The organism is Thalassoglobus sp. JC818 (genome assembly GCF_040717535.1).
Classification (GTDB): domain Bacteria; phylum Planctomycetota; class Planctomycetia; order Planctomycetales; family Planctomycetaceae; genus Thalassoglobus.
Window position 1 is genome coordinate 415,649 of sequence record NZ_JBFEFI010000004.1, and the last position, 15,474, is coordinate 431,122.

Genomic DNA, 15,474 nt, shown 5'->3' on the forward strand with positions numbered 1-15,474 from the left:
TCGATGCAACGGCTTCCGTCGAAAGTGACGGTCATTAAGTACGAGAAACGAAGTGCCGCTACACCTTCACTTCGCTCCGCTTTTTGGCGAGGAGTTGATCGATCATCGCATGGTCTGAATGGAACGCGATGGCCATACGGTTCCAGATGTTGATCATGCCGATTGCCAACGTGAGTTCGCAGAGAGTCGCATCACCGAAGACTCCCTGTGCCTCTTCAAAGATTCGATCATTGATGAAGCGAGTGTCAGCAATTTGCGTGACCGCCTCAGCCCACCTGAACGCAGCCCGTTCTTCATCCGAGTAACATGAGGACTCTTCCCAAACAACAGCCAGGTCGATCCGCAGCTGACTCGTCCCCAGCAACCGCAAAACCTGTGTGTGGTAGTTCACGCAAAATGAACAACCATTAATCTGCGAAACTCTGAGCTTCACCAGTTCAAGCAATTCAGGACTCAGTTGTCCGTCCGCCAGAATGGATTCCACTTTCGAAAGATGTGCTACAGCTTCACCAAGATGCTTGTAGTAGTTAATCCGTTCGCCGCTCATGACTTGCTCCTTGAGGATCGTTAACCACTCTCGCGGATTCCATGCACTCGTCGCAGTCGGTCACGAGAACCGTATTTGTGCTTGCTCTCAACGAGTGAAGTTCCGCTCCGCGAAGTGTTCGCGGTATCGAGATTATCGCGTCGAAATGGTCCCGTAAAAGATCCACTCTCGAACAATTCAACGGGACCACTTGGAAGTCATCTGCGACCTGTTCGACGCTTCAACTTCGCCGAAGAAACTCTGCAATCTCTCACATTCACTGAGGTTCAACACAAAAAAACCGCGTTGATTTGCCCAATCACATGGGTAGATCAACGCGATTGATCGCTACGTGTCATAGTTCGCTCTGCAGGAGAACGAACCGGTCTCAAACTTCGACAGCTGCAAAGTCTCGAACATCGGTCACTTCACCACGAATTGCAGCAGCTGCCACCATGGACGGGCTCATCAGCAGAGTTCGTCCGGTGGGTGAACCCTGACGACCTTTAAAGTTACGATTCGACGACGATGCGCACATCTCGCGTCCCTGCAGCTTGTCGGGATTCATCGCCAGGCACATTGAGCAACCAGCGGCTCTCCACTCAAAACCAGCTTCAGAGAAGATCTTGTCCAGACCTTCAGCGACAGCCTGCTTCAGGATTTGTTGTGAGCCAGGAACAACGAGCGCTTTCACTCCTGCAGCGACTTTGTTCCCCTGCGCGATGGCGGCAGCTTCACGAAGGTCTGAGATGCGGCCGTTCGTGCACGATCCGATGAAAGCGACGTCAATTTTGACACCCTTCATCGACTGACCTGCTTCCAGGCCCATATACCGGAGGGCTTCTTCGACACCGTCTCGTTCCTCAGCGGGAAAGTCACTCACCAAGCCGATGGACTCACCGATCCCGACAGACTGAGCCGGATTAATTCCCCAAGTCACGGTCGGTTCGATGTCTGCGGCATTGAACTCGACGACGTCGTCAAACTCGGCATCTTCCCCGGAGGCAAGACTCAGCCACCATTCCGCTGCTCGTTCGAATGCTTCCCCTTCCGGAACGTGTGGACGTCCTCGAAGATACTCGACCGTCGTCAAGTCGGGATTGATATAACCGCAACGAGCTCCGCCTTCGATGCTCATGTTGCAGACGGTCATCCGCTCTTCCATCGTCATCCGATCGAAGACTTCGCCCGCAAATTCATACGCGTAACCGATTCCCCCTTTAACGCCCAGCTTGCGAATGATGTACAGGATCACATCTTTCGCGAAGACACCAGGTGCCAGTTCGCCGTTGACCACAACGCGCCGGACTTTCGGGCGATTCATCGCAAGAGTCTGAGTTGCCAGAACGTGAGCCACCTGGGATGTTCCGATTCCGAATGCAATCGTTCCGAACGCTCCATGCGTGGATGTATGGCTGTCACCGCAAGCGATCGTCATCCCTGGCTGGGTGAGACCCTGCTCTGGCCCGACGGCATGAACAATCCCCTGCCGTTCATCGCTGATATCGAACAGCGTGACTCCGAACTCCTGACAGTTCTTTTCAATCGCGGACATCATCTGCTCTGCCAAACCATCCTGAAACGGTCGGGCCTGAATGTCGGTCGGGACAATATGGTCGACAGTCGCCACGGTCCGTTCGGGGGCAAGAACCGAAAGATTCCGTTCGCGGAGCATTTCGAAAGCCTGCGGACTCGTCACCTCGTGAATGAGATGCAGCCCGATGAATAGCTGCGTTTGCCCCGATGGCAACGTATCAACGGTGTGCAGATCCCAGACTTTGTTGAACAGATTCTTCCTGTCACTCATGAGTTGCTTTCCAATCACATCGGGCGGCGCAGATGCGTCCTGCCCAAGAAATTCTTCGAATGCTACTTTGTACGATGAATTCGATCCGATTTCCAGATGGTGGAATGAGAATTCACCCCACAGCTCGGCCAACCAGACGCGAAATCAGCCTCACAACGACTCTTCAGCGAAAAGTGACCTCACTTCGTTCGAACATCGAGTTGTGTGAGGCAAACGCATGACCAACTAGAGTTTCGCTAAGACTGCGGTGACGCAATCCTCTTCAGAACCGAGACTTGGGAGTTGCAAAGAGCCGTCAGGTTGACACTCCGGTCTGGCCATCGGTTCGTTTGTTGCTTCTCGCTGCTTGGTTGAAACCCTTTCCCCGAATCACATTCGACCTCAGGAAGAAAAGTGATTCTCCGAACGATCAGATGTCATGCCAATCCTTTTGCCGGGCATCGCTCTCAACCGACACTTTCAATCTCAACAAGAAACGCGTCTCGCGAAAGACTCCACAGCACGCTCGACAGGTGCCCGGCCAACGATCGATTGCACAACGTCCAATCGAATGAATGTTGCCGTGAAATGCGTTGAGTTCATACGACGTGATGTCAAGCGGTAGCATCAGATGATGCAGTCGTGAAACGTGTAGTTCCGTCGTCCCAATTCGGACTTAAGTGAGCAAACCGTTAATCTCTGATCAAGCTTTGCAAGTGAGTAGACATCGCCCCCGACTGCATTACACTCGACTCTGCTCGTACTGCTGAATTGGCAAATCTCACACTTCTTTAGGAGCACGAATGAGGAACCACATCACTGTCCTCACGACGCTGGTCTGTCTAGGCGTCGGAACCACACACTTCGCGAGGGCTCAGGAAACAACACCTAAGCCCGGATCACCGGAAGCGACCACTACGGTCGACGGGAATTATCTTCCGAACCCCGCTAAGAAATTCGGCGGAAAGATTGGGCTCAGTGCGAAGGATTCGACTCCCTACTGGCCACCCAAAATTGTGCCGCCCAAGGGTGCTCCCAACGTTCTTTTGATTATGACTGACGATGCTGGCTACGGCGTCTCCAGCACATTCGGCGGAGTCATTCCGACACCAACAATGGACCGCATTGCGAACATGGGGCTGCGTTACACGCAATTCCACTCGACCGCTCTCTGTTCCCCCACACGCGCTGCAATCATCACTGGACGGAATCACCACTCCGTCGGCTTCGGCGTGATCTCGGAAATGGCGACCGGTTATCCGGGCTACGATTCGACCATCGGTGTCGATAACGCCACAATAGGTGAGATCCTCAAACAAAACGGCTACGCGACCTCCTGGTTCGGAAAGAATCACAACACACCAGACTATCTTTACAGCATCGCGGGACCATTCGATCAATGGCCGAGCGGAATGGGGTTCGACTACTTCTACGGATTCATGGGCGGCGAGACCGACCAGTGGCGTCCGTGGCTGTTCCGGGATCACACGCAGATCTTCCCCTGGAAGGAAGAACCTGGATTTAACCTGATCACCGGCATGGCAGACGATGCCATTCGATACCTGAATGAACTCAATGCAGCTGCCCCGGAGAAACCCTTCTTCCTCTATTACGTCCCCGGCGGAACTCATGCTCCTCACCAACCGACTCGTGAGTGGATTGAGAAGTTCAAAGGGAAGTTCGACATGGGATGGAACGAACTTCGCGAGCAGATTTTCGCTAACCAGAAGAAACTGGGCGTGATTCCCGAGAATACTCAGCTCACCGCATGGCCAGACGGACAAGAGGAATACAACGGAGCCAAGCTTGCGAAGTGGGATACGCTCAACGCTGACGAGAAGAAGCTCTTCGCGCGGCAGGCGGAAGTATTCGCAGCATACGTAGCATATACAGACCACGAGATCGGCCGAGTCATCGACCAAGTCGAAGACATGGGCAAGCTCGACAACACCCTCATCATCTACATCACCGGTGACAACGGGACGAGTGCGGAAGGTTCAACGGTCGGAACTCCATTCGAGCTGGCAGCGATTCAGGGAATCGATATGCCAGTCGAGAAACAACTCGAGTACTACGATGCGTGGGGTGGACCAATGACCGGCCCGCACATGTCAGTTGCCTGGTCTTGGGCATTCGACACTCCGTTCAAGTGGACGAAGCAAGTTGCTTCCTACTTCGGAGGAACACGGCAAGGAATGGTTGTCGCGTGGCCGGACCGAATTAAAGACGCAGGTGGAATTCGACATCAATTCCATCACGTTATCGACGTCGTGCCGACCATTCTGGAAGCCACTGGAATTCCCGCTCCGGACATGGTGAACGGAATTGCTCAAAAGCCAATTGAAGGTGTGAGCATGACTTACACATTCGACAAAAAGAACGCCGACGCTCCTACGACGCACGACACCCAATACTTCGAAATGTTTGGAAACCGGGCGATTTACCACGAAGGGTGGATGGCCTGTACGCGTCCACCACAACCATCATGGGCGATGGGATTGGGCGGCGAGTTTCCTCCTGTCGTGAACGGTTACACCTGGGAGCTTTACAACATCGACGAAGACTTCTCTCAGTCCAACGATCTCGCTGAAAAGGAACCTGAAAAGCTTCAGGAGTTGACGGAACTCTTCTTCGTTGAAGGCACAAAGTATCAGGTCTTCCCGCTCGATAACTCGATCCTACCTCGAATCCTCACACCTCGACCGAGTTACACAGCTGGGCGAAACGAATTTACCTACACAACAAAAATGACGGGACTTCCTAACCCGAACGCCCCCAACATTCTCAACAAGTCGTACACCATCACTGCTGAAATCGACGTCCCACCCAATGGCGCTTCGGGAATGATCGTCACCGACGGCGGTCGCTTCGGCGGCTATGGCCTGTACCTGCTCGAAGGCAAACCTGTCTTCACCTACAACCGGCTGTCACTTCAACGATACCGATGGGAAGGCGCAGCCCTGACACCCGGTAAACATACGCTCGAATTTGACTTCAAATACGACGGCGAAGGGTTTGGTAAGGGAGGAGTTGGAACATTGAAAGTCGACGGAAAACAAGTCGACGCCCATACGATTCCAAACACCATTCCAAGCCTGATGACAATCGACGAATCCTTCGACATCGGAGCGGACACGCGGACTCCCGTCGACGACTACGACTATCAAGTCCCGTTCACTTACCCCGGAGACATTTCCAAAGTCACCGTGAAACTGAACGACTGAACGCGATTCAAAGACTGATCAGTTCGATCGACAAAGTTCACGCCGTAGGCTTCATCACCTGAAGCTTGCGGCGTTTTTCATTGACACGATCAGATCGCTTCACGCTTGAAGGTTACGGAATTGACTCAGCGCTCGCTTAGAAGTTTTTTCGTCCGATGCCCGAAGAACCCATCGGAAGCGGCGAAAACTCCACCGACTGATTGAGATGGTGAGACGAGAAAAGCGTTCCCAAAGCCACAACGAACGCACACCCTCCGAAGGAGCCCGACTCCGGAAATACGGTCGAAAAGAAAAGTGCGAGAGACAGGAATCGAACCTGCACACCCGAAGGTACTGGAACCTAAATCCAGCGCGTCTGCCAGTTCCGCCACTCTCGCGTTCGTGTTTCATCACTGGACACACGGAAGTATGGGGAAGTTCGCGAGCGCATGCAAGTGGAGCGAATCACGTTTTCCATCCCCCTTTGCGGAAACGTTCAATCCGTCGAGACTTGGGGAACATCCAGCAAAGTCCGAGGCCGACGTTTCAAGCGAACTACCGGTTGTGGTCGACCAATGAAGCGTTACTTCTCCGAGAATTGCAGGGGTGGACGCCCTCGAGATTTTCGAATCCAGTTCATCGTTTTCTGCAAGCTCTTTCGTCTCAGAATCCAATCAGTCAACCGCTTCTTCCCCGGGAAACTCATCAACGAAATGCCCAGCAGGATCGTCAGAATCCCCTGCCCCGGTAACACAAGCATTGCCACTCCGGAGATGACCAGAATTCCGCCGATCAGGTTTCGAAGAATCAGAACAACGATATGCACAACCGGATGCGCGTGCCCCCATCGTGGTCGCTCGCGGAGAAAGTAGTCAGTCGGAAGATTCAAAATCAGCCACGAAACGCCCCAAAGACTCAAAACGAAAACCAACAGCGAGATCCCAGCGACCCAGCCTCCCCAATCCTGCAGCCAGGCGATGAGAAAATGGGCAGCCTTCGAGTCGGGTGATCCTTCCGCAATTTCGTCCATGTCGAGGCGCTTATTTCGGACAGATGTTGAGAATCTGAGACAAGAGTGAGGACCGAGTCAGCAACTGGTCACGAATACGAATCGGTTCGGTGATTTCATAGGAACACTTACCTTGCTCCGCAACACTTCTTGTATTTACGTCCCGATCCGCATGGGCACGGATCATTTCGCCCGATGGACTTCAGAGGAACTCTTCCAGTGCGACGGGATGGTGCCGATGCTTGTTCATCCGAGCGACGAGACTTATGCATAATACTCGCTGCCGGACGGCCAGCCTTCACCAGGCGAGTCATTTCTTTCATTGCTGGATCGATGTGATTGAAGAATGCCCGGTAGCCAGCGCACAGGTAATTGAGGCCGGCCTCTCCGGAAGGCGTTTCGATAAACCGATTCTTCGGACACTCTCCGTTGCATGCGAACTGGACCTCACACTCCCGGCAATACGTTGGAAGTGTCGATTCCTTAGCGACTCCAAAGTCTTCCTGTTGAGGCGAATTCGCCAGTTCAAGTATCGGAAGCTCATGAATGTTTCCGAGTCGATAGTCCGGCTCGACAAAGTGGTCACAGGAATAGACGTCTCCATTGTGTTCGATCGCTAACGCTCTTCCGCATTGTTTGCGGAACACACACAAGCTGGGCTCCATTCCCATCCAGGCTGCCAGTGCCTGATCAAAGATCTGAACGAAGACTTTGCCGACGTCACGCTTGAGCCATTCATCAAACACATCGGTCAGAAATTTCCCGAAGTCCTCCGGGAGGACTGAGCGTGAGCTGACCAGATGCTCCCACGGATGATCGACAGATTCCGCGACGGGCGCTTCCGGGTGTTCTCCAACCCCACGCTTCTCCACGATCGGAATGAACTGAATGAATTCGACACCGGTGTCTCTCAGATACGTGTAGACACGTCTTCCATGCTGGCTGTTCTCCCGATTCACCACGACGAGTGCGTTGAACTCAATTTCAAATCGTTTGAGCAGCTGCAAAGCTTTCAAGACAGCCTGAAAGGTCCCCTTCCCCTTCTTGTCGTAGCGATAGCGATCGTGCAGCGAAGCAGGCCCATCGATGGAGATCCCAACGAGAAATTCGTGACGCTTCAGGAACTCTGCCCAGCTCTCATCGAGTAAGACCCCGTTGGTTTGCAGAGCATTCGTGACACGTTGTCTCGGTCGTGCCAGCTTTTTTTGGATCGCGACGACTCGCTCGAAAAACTCCAGCCCCAGCAGAGTCGGTTCTCCCCCCTGCCACGCGAATGTGATCTCTTCGGCGTCGGCAGGTTGTGCGTCGATGTATTGCCCGATGTACGTCTCGAGCGTTTCCGGAGTCATTCTCCAACTGCCGGTCCCGGGATACAGCTCTTCTTTGTGGAGGTAATAGCAGTACTCACAGTCGAGGTTGCAAATCGGCCCGATGGGTTTCGCCATCACGTGCAACATCTGTTTTGTAAAAAATACGTTCTGCGATTTTTTGGGGACAGGGTGATTCAAGGTCGATCAATGTGTGTGAATGAATTTGGCAAGAAGCATGCTTTTTTCGGAACTGAAAAGCGTAACAGGCCCTTCTCCGATCTGCACCCTCACAGCAATTGAAATGGTCAGCTCAAGAAGTCGACTCGAGTGAGCCGGCGAAGCGGTCTTGTCGCAATCAAAGTTTCGAAGCTAACTTTCCAATCCCTTCTGAATTCACTTCCGATTCCACATCTTCGTTCTTCTTCCCCACCTGTTTGCTGCCCGTGCTCCAATTTTGCGAGCAGACGGGCATTCCCAACGGAGTACGCCGTGTCACTTCGCATCCGTCTCGTCGTCTTCAGTCAACTCACAGCCACAATTCTGTTGTGCGCTCTCCCCGCTTCAGCGCAGAGCATTCGAGTTTTCACTGAAGTCACCGACGTTTCACAGCCCGAACAACCTCAGCCGTTGTCCCACAGCGTCACTTACTTTCATGCTGGACGGGTTTACGACTACATGCCGGACTTGGGTGAAGTCGTGATCTTCGAGCCTGATCACCATCGATTCATCATTCTCGGCAACAACTACATGGCGACCGAAGTCTCCTTCGCTGAAGTCAATCACTTCCTTGAGTCAGCGGAACAGGAAGCACAGAAGTTGATCGGTGAGTTTTCGAAATCGACCGAACCGCAAGCTTTGCGAAACGCAGCGCTGCTGCAGTTCCAATTGAATCCGAACTTTCAGGAAGAAGTCTCGAACGGGAACACTCAATTGACGCTGACCGGAACTCACCTCGACTATCGGGTGACCGGCACACAGATGAACGACTCGAGAGTGACTCGCGAGTACCTCGACTATGCCGATTGGACCAAACGACTCAATTACGTCCTGCATCCTCAGCCGACACTTCCACACCCCCGCCTGCAACTCAACGAGTCACTTCGCACGCACAATCTTCTGCCGCGAACTGTGGAAGTGACCCTTCACGTCGAACCCCGCGTCAAGCTGCGAGCTGTCCATGACTACTCGGACAAACTTCAATCAATTGATCGCCAAAGCATCAGCCGCTGGGAACGAACCCTTCAGGGCGAAGAAGTTCGGTGGATGACATTCCAGGAATACCAACAGCACCTGATCGCCCAAGTTCAACGCTGAAAACAAGTTTCGACGATTTGAATTCACGGCGATTTCAGACATCGCACACGAGCCGACACAGACGGATCTCCGTTTGCGTCGGCTTCATTCATTTCGGTCGCGTGAATTTCCCTTTTGTATTCGATAACCTATCATAATGTTTTGATGACTGAGTTCATCATTCCTCCCCTCGGAGCAGGACGACGCAGCTGTCGATGGCTCCTCCCACCTCGGGGACGAAATATTCATCAATAAAACTAGGGAACTTTCATGCCAAGACCTTCAAATCGCCGTGACTTCCTGAAGACGAGTGCCGCAATTGGCGCGGCCGTATATGTCGGACACCCAACACTCAATGCACAAGATGAAGAACGCTCCGCAAACGCACGCGTTTCGTACGCTTGTGTCGGAGTCGGCGGAAAAGGAGCCAGCGACTCAGCAGACGCATCGAAGCATGGAGACATCGTTGCTATTTGTGATGTCGACGACAAAACGCTGACCAAAGCCGGTGTTCGTCCGGGCTTCAAAGAAGCAGAGAAGTTCAACGACTTCCGCGAAATGCTGGACAAGATGGGCGACAAAATCGATGCCGTCACCATCTCAACTCCAGACCACACCCACGCTCCTGCCGCCGCAATGGCCATGAAAATGGGCAAAGCGTGCTTCTGTCAGAAACCACTGACGCACACAGTCTGGGAAGCACGTCGCCTCCAGGAAATCGCGGACGAAACCGGCGTTGCCACAATGATGGGCAACCAGGGAACCTCGTTCGATGGACTTCGCCGCGCCGCCGCACTGCTGAAAGCAGGTAAAATCGGACGCGTGAAAGAAGCTCACATCTTCACCAACCGACCGATCTGGCCACAAGGTGGACCACGCCCAGAACCACAACAGGCTCCGCCTCACGTTCATTGGGATCTCTGGTTGAACGCCGCCCCAGAACGCCCCTACGCCGATGGATATCACCCATTCGCATGGCGCGGTTGGTGGGACTTCGGTACTGGAGCTCTCGGCGACATGGCTTGCCACACCTTCAACATGCCATTTGCAGGTCTGAACCTCGCGAATCCAAAAACGATTCAGGCAGTCTGCACTGGCCACAACATGGACAGCTACCCACAAGCGTCCAAGATTGACTTCGAGTTCGATCACCCGAGCGGCGAAGGCATGATGCCAGTTTACTGGTACGACGGAGGAAACCAGGCTGACGAAAGTCTCCTCAACGGCCAGAAGTTCCAGCACAAGAGTGGGTCGATCATCGTTGGTGAAGATCTCACCCTGTACTCGTTCGGCGACTACGGCGAAAACTGGATTCTGATCGATGCCGACGGAAAGACCGTCGACGCCCCAGAAGTCGAGTTCGAAAAATCACCTGGTCACTTCACCGAATTCCACGAAGCGATTATCGGACAACGTGAACACGCGATGTCCAACTTCCAGAAATACGCTGGTGCCCTGACCGAAACAATCCTCCTCGGCAACCTGGCTGTCTGGGCAGCTGCAAGCGGAGAGAGCAAGAAGATCGAATGGGATGCGAAGAATCTCGAAGCGAAAAACGCTCCAGAGGTCATGAACGTCGTGAAGAAAGAATACCGCGGCGACTACGGATCATACCTCGATGCGTAATCACCAAGGATCTTCGTTCGTGATTCGCTGCTCTCATCAGTAGCGACCCCACGAAATCAAGATTGAAAATGGCCGTCGAAGCACTCGCTTCGGCGGCCATTTCGTTTGGCATTGCCTCAATGGCACGTTCAGTTGCTCTGCGACCGATTGATAGGAGGCATGACACAACGACCGGATCGTCACCTTAGATCACCGCTCTCGAATTCGCTCTTTCAACAGCGACAGTACAAAACGAGTAAGCGAACTGATCAAACAGTCGAAACGTCAATGCTGGATGTCTCGATGCTTTGCATCATCTCGCTGTCATCAAAGTCCATTTCTTCCGGATCTCCGATGACGGTGAATGGTCGTCTCGACGTTTGCTGGAGGCATGCTTCGCTGATCTCCATCTCTCCGAGATGAAGCGTGTCACGAATGTGAATGACCTTGGCGTTTTCAGGTTCTGTGAGACCAATCGTCTTCAAAGCATCTTCGATGGCAGCTTTGTCGCTGTTGTAGACACAAGGAATCATCGCCCCGGTGGGATGACTGCTCGTAATGCAGTTGATCCGAGTCGATTCCATATTGATCTGATCGACACAGCGTTGAAGTGTGAATTCAGCGATGCCGATTCCGGTCGCGTTTCCATTTGTCTTCTCGGTGAGACCTCTCACGAAAATCCGTTTGCAATTAGTTGAGTCTTTCTCGGTCGCGACGTGATCGTTGTACTTGCGGCCGATGATATTCGTATCCATTCCAGTTCCGCTGATGTTCTTGCCAATCTGATCGATAATCAGAAGGTCCACTTCAGAGAATGGGAGTTGAGGAAGCCATTCAACCGCCTGTTTCAAGAGTACCTGTTCGCGTTCAAAGAAATTGGTCGGAGCTACTGCTTCAATGAGTGCTGTCTCATCGTAAGCGTTTTCGACAATCGCAATTCCAGTCAACACGCGGCACTTTTCGATGACGACTCGACCGACAGCTCTAACGATCGTTTCGAAATCGTAGTCTTTGATGGCGCGATGATAGATCAATGCTCCATCGTGTTTGCCGAGCCCAATCAGCATCATCTTGTGGAGCCCCGATTCCACCGCACCGACGAAACCAGTGTGAGGCTTCACGCGTCCCATAATGATCACGTGATCGGCCATGGAGGCGTATTTGTCGAAGTGAACGGGAATCCCGTGCTCAGTTTCCGCGACGATGACTGTTGCCATTGAGGAGCGAATTTCGCAGCCGAGAAATTCCTCAGTGACCCCAAATCCCTCGAGGACCCGCTTTTGCCCCTCTGCGGTGGCTCCTCCGTGACTTCCCATCGCAGGCACGATGAAAGGAATCGCACCCAGCGACAGCACATGATCGACCACAGCTTTGGTGATTGTGGCGATGTTCGCGATGCCACGACTTCCCACTGTAATGGCGACCGTTTGCCCCGACTGAACCGTTTCGCCCAAGTTTTGTGCTTGAAGCTGCTGCACGGTCGTAGCGGCGACATCATCGACTCGAACGCGTTCGAAGTCTTGTCGAATCCGCACCATACGGGGAAATGCCATGAATGAAGCCTTTTGTGAACTCAACGAATCGCAATCAAACAGCTATACTCTGCAGACCAGTCGCTTACAGGGAGTGTGACGGAAACAAGAAGGATTCGATTCTTCCCGATACAGTATGGTCAATTTCAAGAGTTTTTGCATCGACCACAATTGATAATAAGGCAGGAACGGACACATTATGAAGCTGGGGACTCTGAGGACGAATTCGGGGATTGTCGTCGTGGCTGTTGTTGAGTCCGAAGGCCAACAGCGATTTCTCCCACTGACGCAAATTGACCCGTCCATTCCGAATTCCATGCGCGAGCTGTTGCAACAGGCAAACGGATTGGAGAAGTGTCGAGCTGCGCTCGAACGTGGGCTTCAAACCGAACTGAGCATCGACGGAACCTTGATGGCCCCCATCCCTGACCCGGGGAAAATCATCTGCATCGGCCTGAACTATCGCGACCATGCAGAAGAGTCGGGAATGGCAATCCCGGAAGAACCGGTCTGCTTCAGCAAGTTTGGAAACTCCATCATCGGCCCCGGAGAAGCGATCCGGCTTCCGCGAGTCTCTTCACAAGTCGACTACGAAGCGGAACTCGTCGTCGTGATTGGGAAGGCTGGCTATGAGATTCCGCAAGAGAAGGCATTTGAGCATGTCGCGGGCTATTGCAACGGCCACGATGTCTCCGCTCGTGACTGGCAGATCGGAAAACCCGGAAAGCAATGGCTTCTCGGAAAAACTCCAGACACCTTTGCTCCGATTGGCCCGTGGTTGGTCGCTGCCGACGAAATCGAAGATCCGCACAACCTGGAACTTGCGTTGCGTTTGAATGGCGAACGCATGCAAACCGGGAACACTCGCGAGTTCATCTTCGGAATCGATGAAGTCATTGCGTACATCTCACAGATCGTCACGCTTCAGCCCGGAGATATCATCTTCACCGGAACCCCGCCCGGAGTTGGCATGGGGCGCGATCCACAGGTTTGGCTGAAACCAGGTGACACGGTGGAAGTCGAAGTCTCAGGCCTAGGTGTCCTCTCAAACACTGTGATCGGCCCGCGATGACCGTTTAGCACGAGCGAGAGCACTTTCCGAAGAAAGCTTGCGACGACTGCCGAACCTGATCACTTGATCCAAGTTCGACCGCCACTTCGCAGCCATGGCGGAAGTCGCTTCAAGATCGCATCACGCCTCGATTATGATTTACGACTATGATTCTCTGGCAGAAAAGTTGGGGACAAGCGTTCGAACGTCGTCAAGGATCTCTGTTCAATGACAACACTTCTGGTTGCAATCGGTTCGTTTTTCGGATTCATCGTTGCCTATCACACATACGGCCGATGGCTCTCTCAAAAGATCTTCGACCTTGACCCGAACGCCGACGTTCCCAGCAAGCAGCTGCGGGATGATGTCGATTTCGTCCCGACGAAGAAGCAGATCATCTTCGGTCACCACTTCACCAGCATTGCTGGAACCGGCCCCATTGTCGGCCCGGCGATTGCCGTTTTCTGGGGTTGGCTGCCCGCATTGCTCTGGGTTGTTCTTGGTTCGATTTTCATTGGAGCCGTACATGACCTGGGAGCTTTGGTCGTGTCGATGAGAAATCGAGGGCAGACTGTCGGAGAAGTGGCAGGCCGATTGATCAATCGCCGGGCGCGTGTTCTTTTCCTACTGATTCTGTTCTTTGCCCTGACAATTGTGCTCGCAATCTTCGGTTTGGTGATCGCAAAAGTTTTCGACATGTATCCAGCTTCGGTCCTGTCGGTCTGGATCGCAATGCCGATTGCGATGGCGATTGGATACTGGGCCTACAAGCGAAACGGTGACCTGCTCATCCCATCGATCGCAGCCCTTCTCACGCTGTACGGAGCGATCTTCGTCGGCGTCGAGTACTTCCCAATTCAATTCGTTCAAGTTGCGGATTCGAGTAACGTTGAATTGAAAGTTGCCGAGACAACACTCCCGGTCGCACTCCCCCTGGTGAACCCCACGGTCGCCTGGACAGTGATTCTGATGGCGTATTGTTTCCTCGCCTCAGTCCTGCCTGTATGGCTCCTCTTGCAACCGCGCGACTATGTGAACAGCCATCAACTCTTCGTCGCACTGATCTTATTGGTTGGCGGATTGTGCTTCGCTGGATTGACTGGTAAGGCAGACCTTGTTGCCAGCACCCCAGCAGTGGTCGCTAAAAGTGACCTCCCTGCCCATGCACCACCAATTTTCCCGTTCCTGTTCATCACAATTGCCTGCGGAGCGTGCAGCGGATTTCACTGTCTCGTCAGCAGCGGTACGAGCAGTAAACAAGTTGAAAACGAGAAAGATGCCCAATACGTCGCTTACGGATCGATGCTTCTGGAAGGAGCACTCGCTGTCCTCGTGATTCTCGCCTGCACCGCTGGAGTCGGAATGGGCAAATTCACTCAGCTGGAAAACGGAACGTTTCAGCAGTCGATGGCCGCCGATAACACCCCGATCACCGGCAATTCCGCCTGGAAAGCTCGATACAATTCCGAGGGAGACTGGAAAAAATTTGGCCTCGCTGACACTGTCGGAGCGTTTGTGGAAGGAGGAGCAAATTTCCTCGCTGCGATCGGAATTCCACTGCGTTTCGGAATCGGAATCATCGCAACGCTCGTCGCTTGCTTCGCAGCCACAACCCTGGATTCCGCCACGCGACTACAAAGATATGTCATTCAGGAACTCGGCGCAACATTCTCCGTTCCGCCGCTACAAAACAAATTCGGAGCGACGGCCACAGCGGTCATGCTGGGACTCGCTGTTGCAATTCTCCCCGGACCAACAGGGGTTCCCGGAACCGGCGGACTGATACTTTGGCCGCTCTTCGGCGCAACCAATCAGTTACTGGCCGGGCTGGCTTTTATGGTGCTGGTGTTCTATCTCTGGCGTCGCAGCAAGCCTGTCCTGTTTGCCGTGTTGCCCATGTTGATGATGCTTCTCATGCCAGCTTTGGCATTGGGATACCAAATGTACGGCTGGTGGGGAAGCGGTGATTACCTGCTCGTTGGCTTCGGAACGGTCGTGCTCGGTCTTCAAGTATGGATGATTGTCGAAGGATTTCTGCTCTGGCCGAAAGTCAAAGGAGTCCTCGAGCCTCAGCTTCCTCCGCTCGCGAACACTGCACAACTGGCAACAGCTAGTGGCTCCAATTGATAAATTACTCCCTGACGTTTTTTGAACGATCG

At 53.3% G+C, this 15,474-nt stretch carries 10 protein-coding genes and 1 tRNA gene; 5 read left to right on the forward strand and 6 right to left on the reverse strand.

Annotation, left to right across the window (positions count from 1 at the left end; translation table 11 throughout):
* Positions 1 to 58 precede the first annotated feature (58 nt).
* On the reverse strand, positions 59 to 547 hold the full coding sequence (locus AB1L42_RS12685; protein WP_367055757.1) for a carboxymuconolactone decarboxylase family protein: 489 nt from the start codon (positions 545 to 547) through the stop codon (positions 59 to 61).
* A 367-nt stretch (positions 548 to 914) separates the two neighbouring features.
* Positions 915 to 2,333, reverse strand: a complete 1,419-nt coding sequence (leuC, locus tag AB1L42_RS12690; RefSeq protein WP_367055760.1) for a 3-isopropylmalate dehydratase large subunit — start codon at positions 2,331 to 2,333, stop codon at positions 915 to 917.
* A 782-nt stretch (positions 2,334 to 3,115) separates the two neighbouring features.
* Between leuC and AB1L42_RS12695 the strand changes: the two genes are divergently transcribed.
* Complete coding sequence (locus tag AB1L42_RS12695) at positions 3,116 to 5,536, forward strand: arylsulfatase (RefSeq protein WP_367055764.1); 2,421 nt, start codon at positions 3,116 to 3,118, stop codon at positions 5,534 to 5,536.
* 295 nt (positions 5,537 to 5,831) lie between these two features.
* Here the strand turns inward: AB1L42_RS12695 and AB1L42_RS12700 are convergent.
* From AB1L42_RS12700 to AB1L42_RS12710, 3 genes are all read right to left on the reverse strand, one after another.
* Positions 5,832 to 5,913 (reverse strand) — tRNA-Leu (locus tag AB1L42_RS12700).
* A gap of 185 nt (positions 5,914 to 6,098) precedes the next feature.
* Positions 6,099 to 6,545 (reverse strand): PGPGW domain-containing protein, encoded by a 447-nt coding sequence (locus AB1L42_RS12705; protein WP_367055767.1) that lies wholly within the window; start codon positions 6,543 to 6,545, stop codon positions 6,099 to 6,101.
* A 107-nt stretch (positions 6,546 to 6,652) separates the two neighbouring features.
* The gene (locus tag AB1L42_RS12710) at positions 6,653 to 7,969 is read right to left on the reverse strand and encodes an anaerobic sulfatase maturase (RefSeq protein WP_367055770.1); all 1,317 of its coding nucleotides are present in this window, start codon (positions 7,967 to 7,969) and stop codon (positions 6,653 to 6,655) included.
* A 354-nt stretch (positions 7,970 to 8,323) separates the two neighbouring features.
* On the opposite strand from AB1L42_RS12710, the gene AB1L42_RS12715 reads away from it, so the two are divergent.
* Both AB1L42_RS12715 and AB1L42_RS12720 read left to right on the forward strand, forming a co-directional pair.
* Entirely contained in the window at positions 8,324 to 9,148 is an 825-nt protein-coding gene (locus tag AB1L42_RS12715) for a hypothetical protein (protein WP_367055773.1), read from the forward strand.
* Between the two features lie 249 nt (positions 9,149 to 9,397).
* The gene (locus tag AB1L42_RS12720; RefSeq protein ID WP_367055776.1) at positions 9,398 to 10,753 is read left to right on the forward strand and encodes a Gfo/Idh/MocA family oxidoreductase; all 1,356 of its coding nucleotides are present in this window, start codon (positions 9,398 to 9,400) and stop codon (positions 10,751 to 10,753) included.
* Between the two features lie 248 nt (positions 10,754 to 11,001).
* On the opposite strand, the gene AB1L42_RS12725 is transcribed toward AB1L42_RS12720, so the two are convergent.
* Positions 11,002 to 12,285, reverse strand: coding sequence for a lactate racemase domain-containing protein (locus tag AB1L42_RS12725; RefSeq protein WP_367055779.1), 1,284 nt, complete (start codon positions 12,283 to 12,285; stop codon positions 11,002 to 11,004).
* A gap of 178 nt (positions 12,286 to 12,463) precedes the next feature.
* On the opposite strand from AB1L42_RS12725, the gene AB1L42_RS12730 reads away from it, so the two are divergent.
* On the forward strand, positions 12,464 to 13,336 hold the full coding sequence (locus AB1L42_RS12730) for a fumarylacetoacetate hydrolase family protein (protein ID WP_367055782.1): 873 nt from the start codon (positions 12,464 to 12,466) through the stop codon (positions 13,334 to 13,336).
* Positions 13,337 to 13,543: 207 nt separating this feature from the next.
* The gene (locus AB1L42_RS12735; RefSeq protein ID WP_367055785.1) at positions 13,544 to 15,442 is read left to right on the forward strand and encodes a carbon starvation protein A; all 1,899 of its coding nucleotides are present in this window, start codon (positions 13,544 to 13,546) and stop codon (positions 15,440 to 15,442) included.
* Positions 15,443 to 15,474 lie beyond the last annotated feature (32 nt).